Origin of the sequence: Amnibacterium sp. (assembly GCF_036559085.1) — a bacterium.
In the GTDB taxonomy this organism is placed as follows: Bacteria; Actinomycetota; Actinomycetes; order Actinomycetales; family Microbacteriaceae; genus Amnibacterium.
In genome coordinates, this window is the sequence record NZ_DATBTU010000069.1 from 1 (window position 1) to 16,261 (window position 16,261).

At 72.9% G+C, this 16,261-nt stretch carries 16 protein-coding genes and 1 tRNA gene; 15 read left to right on the forward strand and 2 right to left on the reverse strand.

What is annotated here, in order from left to right; genetic code table 11:
• The coding region (locus VIG76_RS12385) for a tyrosine-type recombinase/integrase (protein WP_331954584.1) at positions 1 to 553 on the forward strand (553 nt) is incomplete at its 5' end.
• Positions 554 to 597: 44 nt separating this feature from the next.
• Here the strand turns inward: VIG76_RS12385 and VIG76_RS12390 are convergent.
• Both VIG76_RS12390 and VIG76_RS12395 read right to left on the reverse strand, forming a co-directional pair.
• Positions 598 to 1,503, reverse strand: a complete 906-nt coding sequence (locus VIG76_RS12390) for a metallophosphoesterase (protein WP_331954586.1) — start codon at positions 1,501 to 1,503, stop codon at positions 598 to 600.
• Complete coding sequence (locus tag VIG76_RS12395; RefSeq protein WP_331954588.1) at positions 1,500 to 4,079, reverse strand: transglycosylase domain-containing protein; 2,580 nt, start codon at positions 4,077 to 4,079, stop codon at positions 1,500 to 1,502. The genes VIG76_RS12390 and VIG76_RS12395 overlap by 4 nt, the downstream gene beginning before the upstream one ends.
• Positions 4,080 to 4,151: 72 nt before the next feature.
• On the opposite strand from VIG76_RS12395, the gene VIG76_RS12400 reads away from it, so the two are divergent.
• From VIG76_RS12400 to VIG76_RS12465, 14 genes are all read left to right on the forward strand, one after another.
• Positions 4,152 to 4,310 (forward strand): Sp36 family protein, encoded by a 159-nt coding sequence (locus VIG76_RS12400; protein WP_331954590.1) that lies wholly within the window; start codon positions 4,152 to 4,154, stop codon positions 4,308 to 4,310.
• Positions 4,310 to 4,768, forward strand: a complete 459-nt coding sequence (locus VIG76_RS12405) for a RidA family protein (protein ID WP_331954592.1) — start codon at positions 4,310 to 4,312, stop codon at positions 4,766 to 4,768. The genes VIG76_RS12400 and VIG76_RS12405 overlap by 1 nt, the downstream gene beginning before the upstream one ends.
• 522 nt (positions 4,769 to 5,290) lie before the next feature.
• Positions 5,291 to 6,301, forward strand: a complete 1,011-nt coding sequence (locus tag VIG76_RS12410; RefSeq protein ID WP_331954594.1) for a TadA family conjugal transfer-associated ATPase — start codon at positions 5,291 to 5,293, stop codon at positions 6,299 to 6,301.
• A gap of 35 nt (positions 6,302 to 6,336) precedes the next feature.
• The gene (locus tag VIG76_RS12415) at positions 6,337 to 7,230 is read left to right on the forward strand and encodes a type II secretion system F family protein (protein ID WP_331954596.1); all 894 of its coding nucleotides are present in this window, start codon (positions 6,337 to 6,339) and stop codon (positions 7,228 to 7,230) included.
• A gap of 98 nt (positions 7,231 to 7,328) precedes the next feature.
• A complete protein-coding gene (locus VIG76_RS12420) occupies positions 7,329 to 7,535 on the forward strand; it encodes a DUF4244 domain-containing protein (RefSeq protein ID WP_331954598.1) in 207 nt (68 codons plus the stop codon).
• Between the two features lie 19 nt (positions 7,536 to 7,554).
• Positions 7,555 to 7,854, forward strand: coding sequence for a hypothetical protein (locus tag VIG76_RS12425; protein ID WP_331954600.1), 300 nt, complete (start codon positions 7,555 to 7,557; stop codon positions 7,852 to 7,854).
• Positions 7,851 to 8,402 carry an Rv3654c family TadE-like protein gene (locus VIG76_RS12430; RefSeq protein ID WP_331954602.1) on the forward strand — a complete coding sequence of 184 codons (552 nt, stop codon included), beginning with the start codon at positions 7,851 to 7,853 and terminating at the stop codon, positions 8,400 to 8,402. The genes VIG76_RS12425 and VIG76_RS12430 overlap by 4 nt, the downstream gene beginning before the upstream one ends.
• The gene (gene topA, locus VIG76_RS12435; RefSeq protein WP_331954604.1) at positions 8,290 to 10,980 is read left to right on the forward strand and encodes a type I DNA topoisomerase; all 2,691 of its coding nucleotides are present in this window, start codon (positions 8,290 to 8,292) and stop codon (positions 10,978 to 10,980) included. The genes VIG76_RS12430 and topA overlap by 113 nt, the downstream gene beginning before the upstream one ends.
• Positions 10,977 to 11,597 carry a dTMP kinase gene (tmk, locus tag VIG76_RS12440; RefSeq protein WP_331954606.1) on the forward strand — a complete coding sequence of 207 codons (621 nt, stop codon included), beginning with the start codon at positions 10,977 to 10,979 and terminating at the stop codon, positions 11,595 to 11,597. The genes topA and tmk overlap by 4 nt, the downstream gene beginning before the upstream one ends.
• Positions 11,597 to 12,769 (forward strand): DNA polymerase III subunit delta', encoded by a 1,173-nt coding sequence (locus tag VIG76_RS12445; RefSeq protein ID WP_331954608.1) that lies wholly within the window; start codon positions 11,597 to 11,599, stop codon positions 12,767 to 12,769. Before tmk ends, VIG76_RS12445 begins: the two co-directional genes overlap by 1 nt.
• Positions 12,766 to 14,295 carry an alpha/beta hydrolase gene (locus tag VIG76_RS12450; RefSeq protein ID WP_331954610.1) on the forward strand — a complete coding sequence of 510 codons (1,530 nt, stop codon included), beginning with the start codon at positions 12,766 to 12,768 and terminating at the stop codon, positions 14,293 to 14,295. Before VIG76_RS12445 ends, VIG76_RS12450 begins: the two co-directional genes overlap by 4 nt.
• A gap of 37 nt (positions 14,296 to 14,332) precedes the next feature.
• Positions 14,333 to 14,995, forward strand: a complete 663-nt coding sequence (locus VIG76_RS12455; RefSeq protein ID WP_331954612.1) for a TetR/AcrR family transcriptional regulator — start codon at positions 14,333 to 14,335, stop codon at positions 14,993 to 14,995.
• A gap of 55 nt (positions 14,996 to 15,050) precedes the next feature.
• Positions 15,051 to 15,123, forward strand: a tRNA-Thr gene (locus tag VIG76_RS12460).
• A gap of 114 nt (positions 15,124 to 15,237) precedes the next feature.
• Positions 15,238 to 16,236: a Gfo/Idh/MocA family protein gene (locus VIG76_RS12465; protein ID WP_331954614.1), complete on the forward strand. Its 999-nt coding sequence runs from the start codon at positions 15,238 to 15,240 to the stop codon at positions 16,234 to 16,236.
• The last annotated feature ends 25 nt before the right edge of the window (positions 16,237 to 16,261 follow it).

Below are 16,261 nucleotides of genomic sequence, written 5' to 3' on the forward strand. Positions count from 1 at the left end.
CGTACTCGTCCTCGCCTACACGGGCCTGCGATGGGCTGAGGCCATCGGGCTGCGGGTCCGGGACCTGGACATGCTGCGGCGCCGCATCAGTGTCGAGGTCAACGCCGTGGAGGTCGGGAACCGCGTCGAGGTCGGGACTCCGAAGTCCCACAAGCGACGCTCGGTGCCGTTTCCGCAGGCGCTTGCGCCGCTGCTCGCTCGGGCCTGCGAGGGCAAAGGACCCGACAGCCTCGTCTTCGACGGGAAGTACGGCGGCCACCTGCGGCGGGTGCGAAACGACAACGGCTGGTTCGGATACGCCAGCAGGAGAGCCGGACTTGAGCGCCTGACGCCGCACGACCTCCGGCACACGGCAGCCAGCCTCGCGGTGCAGTCCGGAGCCAACGTCAAAGCCGTGCAACGGATGCTCGGACACGCCTCGGCGGCCATGACCCTCGACGTCTACGCCGACCTCTTCGATGACGACCTCGACGCCGTCGCGGGGCGCCTCAATGAGCGGATCGATCCCGCAGTTGTGGGCAAAATGTGGGCAAACGGCCTCACGGGCTCCTAGACGATGCGGGTGAAGCCGCCTCTGACCAGCCCTTTCTCTCGGCGCTAGCGAGCGGTGAGGGTGAGCAGCGACACCTCGGGGCGGCACGCGAAGCGCACCGGCGCGTAGATCGAGGTGCCGAGGCCTGCCGAGACGTTGAGCGTGGCGGCGCGCGGGCCGTGCCGCCACTCGCTGACGCCCTTCACCTGCTGCCGGGGGATGTCGCAGTTCGTGACGAGGGCGCCGAACCCGGGCACGCACACCTGGCCGCCGTGGGTGTGCCCGGCGAGCAGCAGGTCCGCGCCCCGGTCCGTGAAGTCGTCCAGGATGCGGCGGTAGGGCGCGTGGGCGACGCCGAGCGTGAGCGCGGCACGGGGTTCGAGGGCGCGCAGCCGGGCCACGCCCTCGTCGAGCGCGTCGAGACGGTCGTACTCGCGGTGCGGATCGTCGACGCCGATCAGGTCGATCGGCAGACCCTTGATCGTGAGCCGCGCCGTCCGGTTGTTCAGGTCGGTCCAGCCGAGCTCGCCGAGGAAGTCGTCGAGCGCGGCGGTGTCGAGGCGCCGCGGCATGGGTGTCGACGAGGACGGCCCCGCGAAGTAGCGGAACGGGTTCTTCGGGACCGGTGCCCAGTAGTCGTTCGACCCGTGCACCTGCACCCCGGGCACGCCCCGGAACGGCTCGAGCGCGGCCTTGAGGCCGAGCAGGCCGATCGGATGCCCGAGGTTGTCGCCGGTGTCCACGACGAGGTCCGGCTCGAGCTCGCCGAGCTCCCGCACGAACCGCTGCTTGTGACGCTGCCAGGGCGCCATGTGCAGGTCCGAGAGGTGCAGGACGGTGAGATCGGGGGAGCCGGCGGGGAGCACCGGCAGCGTCGCGCGGCGGATCGTGAAGAGCTCCCGCTCGACGAGCACACCCCAGGCGGCGGTGGCGGCGCCCGCCGCGAGCACCGCCTTCACCGGCCCGCTCACGCCTTGCACTGCTCCTTGGAGCCCTTGACGATGAGGTGGACCGTCTTGTCCTGGGGCGCGGGCTGGCCGCCGGTCGGGCTCTCGAAGCCGACGGTGCAGTCGTTCGGGCCGCCCTTGAAGTAGTTCACCTGCGGGATGAGTCCGACCGCCTCGATCTCACCGACGGCCTCGCCGACCTGGTGCCCCATGACGTCCGGCACCGCCCCGGGCTGTCCCGCCCCGGGCGTCGGGGCAGGGGTCGGGAGCACGGGTGCCGGGCCGGAGCTCGGGAACAGCGTGATCGCCGAGCCGGGCGTCGCCTCGGTGCCGGCAACGGGGTTCGTGCCGGCGGCGAGCCCTGCGGTGACAGCGGACGCCTGGGGCTGCCCGGTCTTCACCGTGAAGCCCGCCTTCTGCAGCGTCGAGGTCGCGTCGCTCATCGACAGCCCCGCCACGTTCGGCACGGAGATCTGCTGGCCGTAGAGGAACTGGGCGTCGGGCGTCGGCCAGGTCGTGTCACCCGGGTACTTCACTGCGTTGGCGCCGGCGATCTCCTGCCAGATGCAGTGGCGGGCCTGGGCAGCCTGGCCCGTCCCCGCACACCCCGGGAAGCTGTAGACGTTGCGGAGATTCGTCCCGCCGTTGACGTTGCCGACCCACACCGCGGTGGTCGTCTTCGTCGTGCCGCCGACCTCCCACGTGTTCGTGGCGTTGTCGGTCGTGCCGGTCTTCACCATGCCGAAGGCTCCGTTCAGCGGGCCCTCGTCCCCGGCCGCGGTGCCACCGCCGCCGAAGACGCCGTGCAGCGTGTAGCCGGCCGCGATCGCGATGTTCTTCGGTACGCCCTGCTTGCAGTCGCTCGCCGGCACGTTGACCTGCTTGCCGGTGCTCGTGACGATCTTGTCGATCGCCACGGGCGAGCAGACGAGACCCTGGTCGGCGATGCCCGCGTAGGCGGTCGCCATGGTGAGCGGGGCCACCGTGTCGGTGCCGAGGATCGAGGAGGGGTTCGTGCCGGTGTCGGTCCCATCGCCCCGGTGCACGTCGAGGGCCTTCGACATCTGCTGGATGTCGCAGAGGTCGAGCTTCTCCGCCATCGAGGCGAACGCGCCGTTCACGCTTCGTGCGGTGGCGCTGTAGACGGTCTGCATGCCGCCCTCACCTGCGGCGTCGTTGCCCACGTGCCAGGAGCCTGCGGGCTTCCCGCAGGCCTTCAGGTCGCCGGCAGGCAGGGTGCGGGCGGTGCCGTTGACGGTCTCGTAGACGCCGTGGCCGTTCTTGAACCAGTCGAGCAGGGTGAAGAGCTTGTACGTCGAGCCGGGCTGGAAGCCGTACGTGGATCCGCCGTAGACGTGGTCGACGTTCCAGTTCAGGGCCGTCGTCGTGTAGCCGGCCTTGGTGGAGCTCTGGCTCTCGTTGAAGGTCTTGCTCTGGACCATCGAGAGGATCTTGCCGGTGCCGACCTGCACCGTCACGGCCGCGCCGCCGAGGTCCGTGCCGGAGGGCGACTTCGCCGGCACGTACCGGCTCATCGTGGCCTTCGCCTTGTTCTCGAGGTCGAGGTCGAGCGTGGTGTAGATCTTCCAGCCCGCGCTCTGCAGGTTGTTGTAGCGCTGGCCCTCGGTCGCGCCGAACGCCGGGTTCTGACGCACGAGGTTGACGACGTAGTTGCAGAAGTAGGCGGCGGCCTTGGCCTGCGCGCAGCCGGTCTGCGTGGGGGTGATCCGCGGCTTCACCGGCGTCTTGATCGCCACGTCGTGGTCGGCCTGTGAGATGAGGTGGTGCTTCAGCTCGGTGTCGAGGATGTAGTCGCGGCGGACGGTGTTGGCCTGAATGTTCGCCTTGTCGTCGATCTTCAGGTCGTTCGGCGCGTTCACGATCGCCATCAGGCTCGCGGCCTGCGCGTTCGTCAGGTCCTTCGCGTGGGTGCGGAAGTAGTACTCGGCGGCCGCCTCGATGCCGTAGATCTGACCGCCGAACCCGGCGATGTTCAGGTAGCCGAGAAGGATGTCGTTCTTCGAGTACTTCTTCTCGAGGCCGATCGCGAGCCGGGCCTCCTTCAGCTTGCGGCTGATGCCACCCGTGCAGTCCGCGTACGCCGCGTCGACCGCAGCCTGCGTCGACAGCAGCTCGGCCTCCTGGATGCAGACGTTCTTCACGTACTGCTGCGTGATCGTCGAGGCACCCTGCTGGCCGCCGTGCCCGATGTCCGACACGAGGGCGCGGAGGATGCCGGTGGGGTCGACCCCGCCGTGGGTGTAGAACCGCACGTCCTCGGCCGCGAGGGTGGCGTTCTTCACCGTGGTCGGCACGTCCTTCCACGGGATGACCACGCGGTTCTGGTTGTAGAAGGACGCGATGCGCACGGCCTTGCCGCCGGAGTTCGCGTAGATCTCCGTCTTCTGCTGCAGCTGCGCGATCTTGAGGTCGTCGGGGAGGTTCTCGAAGAGGCCGATGCCGTTCTTGGCACCGACCCCGGTGAGCGCGATGGCGGGGGCGACGCCGACCGTGATCATGAGTCCGGCGACGACGGCCACCCCGAGCATCCCGAGCAGGGCAGAGGCGACGCCCCGAGGGCGTCCGGAGCGGGCGGACATAGGATCGATGGTACGGACGGGCTTCGACGCGCCTGCGGGGCGCGCCGCAACCCCCAAAACGGAGGTCACCCGATGCCCGCCTGGGAGTACGCCACGACACCGCTGCTGATCCACAACACGACGGCGATCCTGAACACGTGGGGATCGCAGGGGTGGGAGCTCGTGCAGATCGTGCAGGGCCCGGAAGGCGGCCTCGTCGCCTATCTGAAGCGTCCGGCGGAGCAGGCCTGATGGCGATCGCCGACCGACTCGAGGAGCTCGGGCTCGCGCTGCCGCAGGTCGCCTCGCCGGCGGGCGCCTACGTGCCCGCAGTCGTCGCGGGCGACCTGGTGTGGACCGCCGGGCAGCTGCCCTTCGTCGACGGGGAGCTCGCCCGAACCGGCCTGCTCGGCCAGGACGTCTCGGTCGAGGACGCCGCCGACCTCGCCGGCGTCGCGGCGCTGAACGCCCTCGCCGCGGTCGCCTCGGTGCTCGGCGGACTCGATCGGGTCAGCCGTGTCGTGAAGGTGACGGGATTCGTCGCATCCGCGCCCGGCTTCACCGAGCAGCCCCGCGTGATCAACGGCGCTTCCCAGGTGCTGGTCGACGTCTTCGGCGAGCACGGCCGCCACGCTCGCTCGGCGGTCGGCGTGGCCGCCCTGCCGCTCGGCTCGCCGGTCGAGGTGGAGCTCGTCGTCCAGTTCCGGTGAGCCCGGAACGGCGGGCTCCGCTCACCTGCCTCGCGGCTCCTGCTGCAGCGAACATGTCCTGCCGACGTGCTCCGGGAGTGGCGAGGCGGGGTCGCGTCACCCCGGCGCACCGGGATGCGACACCCGGGCTTCGCCACGGCGTGACGTCCTCCCGGCGCGGGTGGGCGGAGCGGGGGCGACTTCCCCGGAACGGCGGGCGACACGCCGTGCGACAGGCCGCGCGGCAATGCTTGCACTGCGCCCCGAACTGGGTACACTCGGATCCGTCGAGTGAAGAGCTTGGCTTGCGGCGCCCTTCGATTCCCCCCAATCGAGCGCTGCTGAGGCGGCACCTGTTCCCCCCAATAGGTGCCGCCCCTTCTTTTTCCGGCGCCGAGGCCGTGACCGCCGGGAAGCCCGGCATCGCTGCCGCTCCTGATCGCACGGGCCGTCCCCTCCTCCACAGGGCTCCCTGACTCGTCGGCTGCAGGGTCGACGCGATCGCCTGAAGCCGCGAGGAACCGGCCCTCGTACCGTGCTCCCGTGGTGGAGCCCTTCGTCCCGATCCGGCGCACCGCGGCCCCGGCGGACGGCACGGAGACGCCCGGACCGATGGCGGTGCGCCCGAAGGTGCCCGACCACGGGGCGCTCGGCGCGCTCGCGCCGTTCGCCGCGGATCCGGCGGTCACCGACCTGCTCGTCGACGGCCTCGGGCGCCTGTGGCTCGACCGGGGCGCCGGACTCGTCGTCTCCCCGCACTGGCGCCCCGTCGACCCCGTCGCGGCCCGGCGGCTGGCCGTCGGGATCGTGGCCTCCGGCGGCCGGCACCTCGACGACGCGACCCCGTGCGTCGACGTCCGGCTGCCCGGCGGCATCCGGGCCCATGCGGTGCTGCCGCCCGTCAGCACCGCCGGGCCGCTGCTCTCCGTGCGGATCGCACGAGCCGAGCCGTGGCGCCTCGCCGACCTCGAGGGCGCCGGGATGCTCACACCCGAGCAGGGCGAGCGGCTGCGGAGCGCCGTGGGCGAGCGGCGCAACCTCCTCATCTGCGGCCCGGCCGGCAGCGGCAAGACCTCACTGCTCGCCGCACTCCTGGCCGAGGTCCCGCCGACGGAGCGGATCGTGACGGTCGAGGACGTCGCCGAGCTCGTGATCGACCACCCGCACGTCGTGGGTCTCGAGGCCCGGCAACCGAACGCGGACGGCGCCGGCGGCGTCGGGCTCGCCCGGCTCGTGCGGGAGGCGCTGCGGATGCGGCCCGACCGCCTCGTCGTCGGGGAGTGCCGGGGCGCGGAGATCGTCGAGCTGCTGGCCGCGATGAACACCGGGCACGACGGGGGAGCGGGAACCCTGCACAGCACCGGTATCGCCGGGGTCGGGGCGCGGCTGGAGGCGCTCGGCGCGCTGGCCGGCCTCGGGCCCGATGCCCTCGGGCGGCAGGTCGTGGCAGCCGTCGACCTCGTCGTCCACCTCGCCCGCGACGGCGGCCGCCGCCGCGTCGACCGCATCGGGCGCTTCGCCGGTCCCGGTCTCGAGATCGTGCCGGCCGGATGAGCCCACCCTGGCGGCGGCGACCGGACCCGGCAGAGGTGCTGGACGACGTGGCCGGCGCGGTCGACCGCCTGGTCGCCCTGGTGCGCGCCGGCGCCGGCCCGGACGCGGCCTGGCGGTACCTCGCCGACTCCGCCGAGACGCCCGAGCTCGCCGTGTTGGCCGCGGCGGCCGCGGACGCCGCACACCGCGGCCGGCCGCTCCTGCCCGCGATCGCGGGCTCGGCCGGCGGCGAGCACTGGACGAGGGTGGCGTTGCTCGCCGATCTCGCCGCCGCGGTCGGGGCGCCGCTGGCCGAGGCGCTGACCCGGGCCGCCGACGGGCAGCGCGCCGCCGCCGAGCTCCACCGGGCGGTCGCCACCTCGGTCGCCGGACCCGCGGCGAGCGCGCGCCTCACGCTCCTGCTGCCGCCCGCGTGCGCCCTGCTCGGCTGGGCCTTCGGCTTCGACGTGCCGGGCGCCGCTACCACCCCGCTCGGCGGCGCCGCGATGGTCCTCGCCGTCGTGCTGCTGCTCGCGGCGCGCCACTGGAGCGCGCGGCTCATCCGCCAGGCCTCGGCCGTACCGTGGGAGCGGGGCGTCGGCCTCGAGCTCGTCGCGCTGTCCGTTCGCGCCGGACGGCCCACCGCTGCCGCGCTCGCCGACGCCGAAGGAGCCGCGGCGGCTGCGGGACTGGCCGTTCCGGGCGACGTCGCCGCGGTCGGCCGGCTGCTGGCGTTCGCCGAGCGCTCGGGCGCCCCGCTCGCTGCGCTGCTGGACGCCGAAGCCGACCGGGTGCGGCGCGCGGCGCTCGCCGAGGCCGGGCGCCGGGCCGCCGCACTGGCCTCCCGCCTGCTCGTCCCGCTCGGTGCGCTCGTGCTGCCAGCGTTCCTGCTGGCCGGCGCCCTTCCCATCGGGCTTGCCGTCCTCTCCTCCACAGCCCTCGTCTGGTGACGAGACCGGTGGTCGGCTGCACGAGGGGCGATCCCATCGCCGACCGGCGCGGGACCATCTGCTGTCCGTGCGCACGTCAATAGAGAAAGAGGTACGAGATGCTCCGGTCCACCCTCGCGACGGTGCTCGCGGCCAGCACGGGTCTCGATCCGCGCGACGAGTCCGGCGCGGTCACCGCGGAGTACGCCATCGCCACGATCGCAGCGGTCGGCTTCGCCGCCCTGCTCGTCGTGGTGCTCCGGTCCGACGAGGTGCGCGGCATGCTCACGGATCTGATCCGCCATGCGCTCGCGCTGCCGGCGTGACACGGAGGACGCCGGCACGGTGACCGCCGAGCTCGCCGTGGCCCTGCCTGCGGTGCTGCTCGTGCTTGCCGCGTGCCTCGGCGCGCTCCGTGTCGGCGTCGAGCAGGCCCGGCTCGACACGGCTGCCGCGGTGGCGAGCCGGAGCGTGGCCCGAGGCGACCCCGTCGATGCCGCGACGGCGAGCGCGGTCGCTGCTGGGGCCGGATCGGTGGCCTTCGATCGCCGGTCCGGCCTGGTCTGCGCGCACACCGGAGCGCCGGCGAGGATCCTGGGGCTCGCCGTGCCGGTGGTCGGCACCGCCTGCGCGCTCGCACCGTGAGCCGCCGGTCGGAGTCCGGCTCGGCGACGGTGCTCGCGGTGGGGATCGTGGTCGCGATGCTCCTCCTGCTCGCCGGGCTCGCGCCGGTCGTCGTGCTGCTCGGCGCCCACCAGCGCGCCGCCGCAGCGGCCGACGCGGCGGCGCTCGCCGCGGCCGACACGGCGCTCGGCGCGCTGCCCGGGATACCCTGCGACCGAGCGGCGGAGACGGCGCGGGCGGATGACGCGCGGATCGTGCGGTGCCGTCAGGCCGGCACGGACGTGCGGGTCGAGGTGGCCGTCTCGGCCCTCGGACTGACGCTTCCAGCGGCCGCTCACGCGGGTCCTCCCGGCCGTCCGTCGGTCGACTTGTTGCGCGGAGGGTCCGACCGCCGTGTGTATGGTGTGCGGGATCGGCGGCCCGCACAGCACTCGAGCCGTTCGAAGAAGGAGGACCGTGCCCGGCACGAAGAAGCTGGTGATCGTCGAGTCGCCCGCGAAGGCGAAGACGATCGCGAAGTACCTCGGGCCCGAGTACGAGGTGCAGGCCTCGGTGGGCCACATCCGTGACCTCATCGAGCCCAAGAACCTGCCCGCGGAGCTGAAGAAGGGCTCGATGGGCAAGTTCTCAGTGGACGTCGAGAACGGATTCGAGCCCTACTACGTCGTCTCCGACCAGAAGAAGAAGACGGTCTCCGACCTGAAGCGGGCGCTGAAGGACGCGGACGAGCTCTACCTCGCCACTGATGAGGACCGCGAGGGCGAGGCCATCGCGTGGCACCTCCTCGAGGTGCTGAAGCCGAAGGTGCCCGTCAAGCGGATGGTCTTCCACGAGATCACCAAGGACGCCATCGCCCACGCCCGAGACAACACGCGGGAGCTGGACACCGCTCTCGTGGACGCGCAGGAGACCCGCCGCATCCTCGACCGGCTCTACGGCTACGAGGTGTCGCCGGTGCTCTGGCGCAAGGTCGGCCCGGGCCTCTCCGCGGGCCGCGTGCAGTCCGCAGCCACCCGCCTGGTCGTCGACCGGGAGCGGGAGCGCCTCGCGTTCGTGCCCGCAGGCTACTGGGACGTCTCCGCCCGCTTCGCCCCAGAGACCGGCCAGGACTTCGCCGCACGGCTCGCCCGGCTCGACGGCCGCCGCATCGCGACCGGCCGCGACTTCGACGACCGCGGACGGCTGAAGGGCGAGGCCCTGCTGCTCGACGGCGAGTCCGCTCGCGGCCTCGTCACGGCGATCGAGCAGGAGCAGCCGCAGGGCATCGTGCTCTCGGTGGAGTCGAAGCCGTACACGCGTCGTCCCGCCGCGCCGTTCACGACCTCCACGCTCCAGCAGGAGGCGGCCCGCAAGCTGCGCTTCTCGGCGAAGCAGACGATGTCCGTCGCGCAGGGGCTGTACGAGAACGGCTACATCACCTACATGCGGACCGACTCGCCGTCGCTGTCGGCGCAGGCGATCCAGGCCGCCCGCTCGCAGGCCGCGCGGCTCTTCGGTGCCGAGACCGTGCCCGACGCGCCCCGCACCTACTCCGGCCGCTCGAAGAACGCGCAGGAGGCCCACGAGGCCATCCGCCCGTCCGGCGACACCTTCCGCACCCCCGACGAGCTCCGCGGCACCCTCGGCACGAACGACCTGCGGCTCTACGAGCTCATCTGGCGGCGCACGGTCGCGTCGCAGATGGTCGACGCCCGCGGCTCGACAGCCACCGTCGTGGTCGGCGTCACCGCCGGCGGCCGCAACGCGGAGTTCACCGCGAGCGGCACCGTCATCACGGTCCGCGGCTTCCTGCTCGCCTACGAGGAGGGCCGCGACGAGGAGCGCAACGCGGACTCCGAGGCCGATGCGAAGCTGCCGCAGCTCGCGACCGGCCAGGCGCTGACGCCCCGCGAGCCCGAGGCCAACGGGCACGAGACGAGCCCACCGCCGCGCTACACGGAAGCGAGCCTGGTGAAGGCCCTCGAGGAGCTCGGCATCGGGCGTCCCTCCACCTACGCGTCGATCCTCTCCACCATCGTCGACCGCGGCTACGTGAGCGCCCGCGGCACCGCCCTCGTGCCGAACTGGATCGCGTTCTCCGTGGTCCGCCTGCTCGAGGACTTCTTCGGGGACCTCGTCGCCTACGACTTCACCGCCGAGATGGAGAACGACCTCGACCGGATCGCCGACGGCGAGCGGGACCGTGTCGACTGGCTGCGCGAGTTCTACTTCGGCGTCGCCGGCCACCCGGGCCTCCGCGGCGTCGTCGACAACCTCGGCGACATCGACGCGAAGTCGATCAACTCCATCCGCCTGTCCGACGACATCACGCTCCGCATCGGCAAGTACGGGCCGTACCTCGAGGTCGTGGAGCCCGGCGAGCCGGCAGTCGACCCCGAGAGCGGTGAGCTGAAGGAGACGAGCACCCCGCGGCGGGTCAACCTGCCGCCGGACCTCGCACCCGACGAGCTCACCGAGGCGAAGGCGCGCGAGCTCGTCTCGGCGCCGCCGCAGGAGGACCGGGTGCTCGGCGCGCACCCGGAGACCGGCCGCACGATCGTCGCGAAGGACGGCCGCTACGGGCCGTACGTCACCGAGCTGATCCCCGAGGACGAGGCCGCGAAGAAGGGTGCGCCGAAGCCGCGCACCGCGTCGCTGTTCAAGTCCATGTCGCCCGACTCGGTCGACCTCCCCACCGCGGTGCAGCTGCTCGACCTGCCGCGCGCGGTCGGCGACGACCCCGAGAGCGGGGAGCCGATCACGGCGCAGAACGGTCGGTACGGGCCCTACCTGAAGAAGGGCACCGACACCCGCACGCTGCCCGACGAGGACAGCATCTTCGCGATCGACCTGCCCAGCGCACTCGAGCTGTTCGCGCAGCCGAAGTACGGCGCGCGGCGGGCGTCGAGCGCGCTGAAGGAGTTCGACGCCGACCCGGTCAGCGGCAAGCCGATCCGGATCAAGGACGGCCGCTTCGGCGCGTACGTCACCGACGGGGAGACGAACGTCACCGTGCCGCGCGGGCAGGACCCGCTGGCCGTGGAGTTCGCGGACGCCGTGCAGATGCTCGCGGACAAGCGGGCGAAGGGGCCGGCGCCGAAGAAGACCACGGCACGCGCCCGCACCGGCTCGACCCCGGCGAAGAAGCGCACCCCGAAGAGCGCGTGAACGGGCTCTTCGTCACCCTCGAGGGCGGCGACGCCGCCGGCAAGACCACGCAGGCGGAGCGGCTCGAGGCCTGGCTGACGGAACGCGGCCGCACCGTGGTGCGCACCCGCGAGCCCGGCGGCACCGATCTCGGGCTCGCGATCCGCGACCTGGTGCTCCACAGGGAGGGCCCGGTCGCCCCGCGCGCCGAGGCGCTGCTCTATGCCGCGGATCGGGCGCATCACGTCGCGACCGTCGTCGAGCCGGCGCTCGCCCGGGGCGACGTCGTGCTGCAGGACCGCTACCTCGACTCCTCCGTCGCCTACCAGGGCGCCGGCCGGGTGCTCGACCCCGAGGAGGTCAAGCGCCTCTCGCTCTGGGCGGTCGGCGGCCTCCTGCCCCGGCTGACCGTGCTGCTCGACCTCGACCCCCGCATCGGGCGGGAGCGCCGGGCCGAGCGCACGCGCTTCGACCGGCTCGAGGCGGAGGACGACGCGTTCCACCAGCGCGTGCGGGAGGCGTTCCTCGCCGCCGCCGCCGCGGAGCCGGGGCGGTTCCTCGTCGTCGACGCGTCGCGGCCCGCCGACGAGGTGCAGGCCGGGATCCGCGTTGCGCTCGAACCGCTGCTGGCCGAGTGATGAGCGGATCGGCGCCGTTCGAGGAGCTCGTCGGGCAGGAGCGGGCGATCGAGACGATCGCCGCCGCGGCCCGCGACGCGCATCGCGGCGCCGACTCGACCGGCGCGATGACGCACGCCTGGCTGATCACCGGGCCACCCGGATCCGGCCGGTCGAACCTCGCCTACGCGTTCGCGACCGCGCTGCTCTCACCGGACGGCGAGACGGATCCGCGGATCGCCGCCCAGGTGGAGGCCCGCACCCATCCCGACCTCGCCGTGCTCGCCTCCGAACGCGTCACCATCACCATCGACGAGGTGCGGCGGCTCGTGACGGCCGCCCAGTACTCACCCTCCGTCGCGCACTACCGGGTGCTCGTCGTCGAGGACGCCGACCGGATGACGGAGCGCACCTCCAACGTGCTCCTCAAGGCTCTCGAGGAGCCCCCGGAGCGCACCGTCTGGATCCTCTGCGCGCCGAGCGAGGCAGACCTGCTGCCCACCATCCGCTCGCGGGTGCGGACCGTGCGGCTGCGGGTGCCGGACCCCGGCGAGGTCGCGGACCTGCTCGTGCGCCGCGACGGCGTCGACCGCGCCCTCGCGCTCCGCGCCGCCGAGGAGGCGCAGAGCCACATCGGCATGGCGCACCGGCTCGCCACCGACGCCGAGGCGCGGCGCCGTCGTGACGAGACCATCTCGATCGTGCTCGACGCGAGCAGCGTGCCGCAGGCCGTGCGCGCGGCGCAGCGGCTGCTCGACGTGGCGAAGGCGGACTCCGCGGCGCTCACGGAGCAGCGCGACGAGGCCGAGCGCGCGTCCGCGCTGCGCTCGATGGGCGTCGAGCCCGGTGGCACCGTGCCACCGGCGCTCCGCAGCACGCTGAAGCAGCTCGAGGAGGATCAGAAGCGGCGGGCCACCCGCGGCCTCCGCGACAGCGTCGACCGCGTGCTCGTCGACCTGCTCTCGGTGTACCGGGACGTGCTCGTTCGCCAGCTGGACGGGGGACTGCCGCCCGTGAACGCCGCGTGGGCGGACCGCGTCGACCGGTTGGCCGCCGCCACCCCGACGACCGCCACCCTTGCGGTCCTCGACGCGATCGGCGACGCCCGGCGCCGCCTGCCCGCCAACGTGACCCCGCTGCTCACGCTCGAGGCGCTCCTCGTGACCACCGTCCTGGCGAGATCGCGGGCATGAGGCGCGCGCGGGCGGCGCTCGCCGCGCTCGCCGTCGCCTCGGCGCTGCTGCTGAGCGGCTGCAGCGGCTTCCCGCTGCCCACGGTGACGTCCACGCCGGCTCCGGTGACCGCGGTCGCGGCTCCGCTGCGCCCGTACTACGGCCAGCGGCTCGTGTGGAAGGACTGCGGGAACGGCTTCCGGTGCACGACCGCCGTCGCGCCGCTCGACTGGAAGGACCCGAGCGGTCCCCGCATCCACCTGGCGCTCACGCAGCACCCGGCGTCGGGTCACCGCATCGGCACGCTGTTCATGAACCCGGGCGGCCCCGGCGTCTCGGGTGTCGACTTCCTGCAGGGCAGCGCATCCGCGTTCTTCGACCAGTCGCTCCTCGACTCGTACGACATCGTGGCGTGGGACCCGCGCGGGGTCGGCCACTCGACGCCCGCCGTCGACTGCTACGGCACGAAGCAGCTCGACGGGTTCCTCTTCGACGATCCGAACCTCCCCGATGGCAGCGCCGCCCTCGCCCGGCACGTGAAGGCCACGGACACCGCGTTCGGCGCCGCCTGCAAGGCGAAGACGGGACCGCTGCTCGCGCACGTCGACACCGAGAGCACCGTGCAGGACCTCGACATGCTGCGCGGCGACGTCGGCTCGCCGAGGCTCGACTACTTCGGGTTCTCCTACGGCACCCTCATCGGGGCGCTCTACGCGGACCGCTACCCGACCCGTGTCGGGCGCATGGCGCTCGACGGCGCCGTCGACCCGGCGAACACCGCGTTCGACGAGAACCTCGCCAACACGAAGGCCTTCGGCGCCGCCCTCCAGACCTATCTCGCGCACTGCATCGCGACCGCCGGGTGCCCGTTCGACCGGATGACCGTCGACGAGGCGACGGCGACGATCGCGACGCTGCTCGTGCGCCTGCGGGAGTCGCCGCTCAGGGCGAAGGACGGCCGGAAGGTGAACTCCGCCGTGCTGCGCACCGCGATCGACGCGGCCCTCTACGACGAGCGCGACTGGCCGGCGCTCACCCAGGCGCTCGCGCAGGTGCTGAAGGGGGACCCGACGACCACGCTCGAGCTCGCCGACTCCTACACGGACCGTACGGCGCACGGCTACGCCGACAACCTGTTCGAGGCGCTGTACGCCGTCGACTGCCTCGATAAGCCCGTCGAGACCGATCCCGCGGTGCTCGCCGAGGAGGGACGCCAGCTGACGGCCGCGGATCCGCTGCGCGCCGCGGACACCGGGGAGAGCCTGGGGGACCAGGTGTGCGCGCACTGGCCGGTGAAGCCGACGGCGGTGCAGCATCGTGTGCACGCCACGGGTTCGCCGCCGATCCTGGTGCTCGGCACCACCGGCGACCCGGCCACGCCGTTCTCGTGGGCGCAGAGCCTCGCGTCGCAGCTGCAGCACGGGGTGCTGATCGGCTGGCGCGGCCAGGGGCACACGGCGTACCGCAACCACGTGCCGTGCGTGAACCAGCGGGTCGACGCCTTCTTCACCGCGGGCACGGTCCCGTCGCCGGTGATGTGCGGATGACCTCCCGCCGTTCTCCCTGCCGTGGCAGGATGCGGCGATGAGCGACGACGGCCTCGGCCTTCGCGAGCAGAAGCGCCGGGCGACGCGACGGGCGCTGCAGGTCGCGCTGCTCCGCGGGGCGCTCGAGCGCGGGCTCGAGAACGCGACGATCGACGACGCCTGCCGTGCGGCGCAGGTGTCGCCGCGCACGTTCTTCAACTACTTCGCATCCAAGGAGGAGGCGATCGCCGGCGCTCCCGGGCCCTTCGAGGTGCCGCAGGAGCAGCTCGACCGGTTCGTCGCGGGGAACCGGGACGTGCTCACCGATCTCGTGGGCATGATCGCCGCGAACATCGACGACACCGATGACGTCGAGGTGCACCGGCTGCGCAAGGAGGTGCTCGAGCGGGAGCCGCAGCTGCTCGGGCTCCGGGTGGCGGAGACGCAGCGGTTCCAGCAGCTCGCCGTGCGCGCAGCGACTCTCCGGCTGCGGGCCGACGCGGACCGCGCAGGCGTCTCGGTGGACGAGCAGGCCGTCGCGCAGCGTGCCGGCCTGGTGGTGCTGATGGCCGGCGCGGTGCTCCGGCACGGCTGGAGCCGGTGGGTCGCAGCGGGCGGCACCTCGTCGCTCGGCGCCTCCGTGCTCGCGAGCCACCGCGAGTTCCGCGACATCGCCGCCGACGTGATCGCCTCCGGCGACCCCGCCGCCCTGGGGGTCTGAGGCCGCGCCATCCGGACCGCCGCCGGCGGATGAACTACACTCGATGGCGCCGTACGCCGCCCTAGCTCAGTCGGCAGAGCGATTCACTCGTAATGAATAGGTCGGGGGTTCGATTCCCCCGGGCGGCTCAACGAAGAAGGACCGTCCCGAAGGGGCGGTCCTTCTTCGTTGCGCGCCCGGGGTCGCAAGAGCGCACCGGAGCGGGTGGAGGCACCTCCGCTAGCCTCCGCGTGGAGGTACCGATGACGGATGAGGGGCTCGGCTGGGGCATCCTGGCGACGGGGTGGATCGCGCAGGTCTTCACCAAGGACCTGCAGGACGCGGGGCTGCGGGTCACCGCGGTCGGCAGCCGCACCGCGGAGCGCGCGGAGACGTTCGCCGCGGAGCACGGCATCCCGCACGCGCACGGCTCCTGGGCGGAGCTCGCCGCGGATCCGACCGTCGACGTGGTCTATGTCGGGACGACGCACCCCGCGCACGCCGAAGCGGCGCGGGTCGCGCTCGAGCACGGCAAGCACGTGCTCGTCGAGAAGCCCTTCACGCTGAACGCCGCGGAGGCCGAGGAGCTCGTCGCGCTCGCCGAGGAGCGCGGCCTCGTGCTGCTCGAGGCGATGTGGACGCGCTTCCTGCCGCACATGGCCGAGATCCACGCGGCGATCGCCGCCGGCGACATCGGGGAGCCGCAGGTGCTCATCGCCGAGCACATCCAGGCCCTGCCGTCCGATCCGTCGCACCGGATGAACGATCCGGAGCTCGGGGGCGGCGCGCTGCTCGACCTCGGCATCTACCCGATCTCCTTCGCCGTCGACCTGTTCGGGCTGCCGACGGCCGTCGACGCGACCGCGACGTTCACGCCGACCGGGGTCGACCAGCGCGTGCAGGGCACCCTCACGCACGAGGGCGGCGCCACGACGCTGTTCGTCGCCGCGTCGAACCTCGGCGGCAGCAACCGCGCGGTGATCCTCGGCACGGGCGGCTCGATCGAGATCGAGCACACCTGGTACACGCCCACCGGCTACACGGTCCTGGACCCGCAGCGGAACATCATCCGCACCTCGCATCCCGAGACGGCGGGCCGCGGCATGCAGTACCAGGCCCTCGAGCTGGAGGAGCTCGTGCGCTCCGGCAGGACCACCAGCGAGCGGATGCCGGCGCAGCAGTCGGTCGGCATCATGCGGGTGCTCGACGCCGTGCGGGAGCGCATCGGCCTCGTGTACCCGCAGGAGCGCCGCGCCGGATAGCACGGCAAGGGGCGGTGGACCGGCT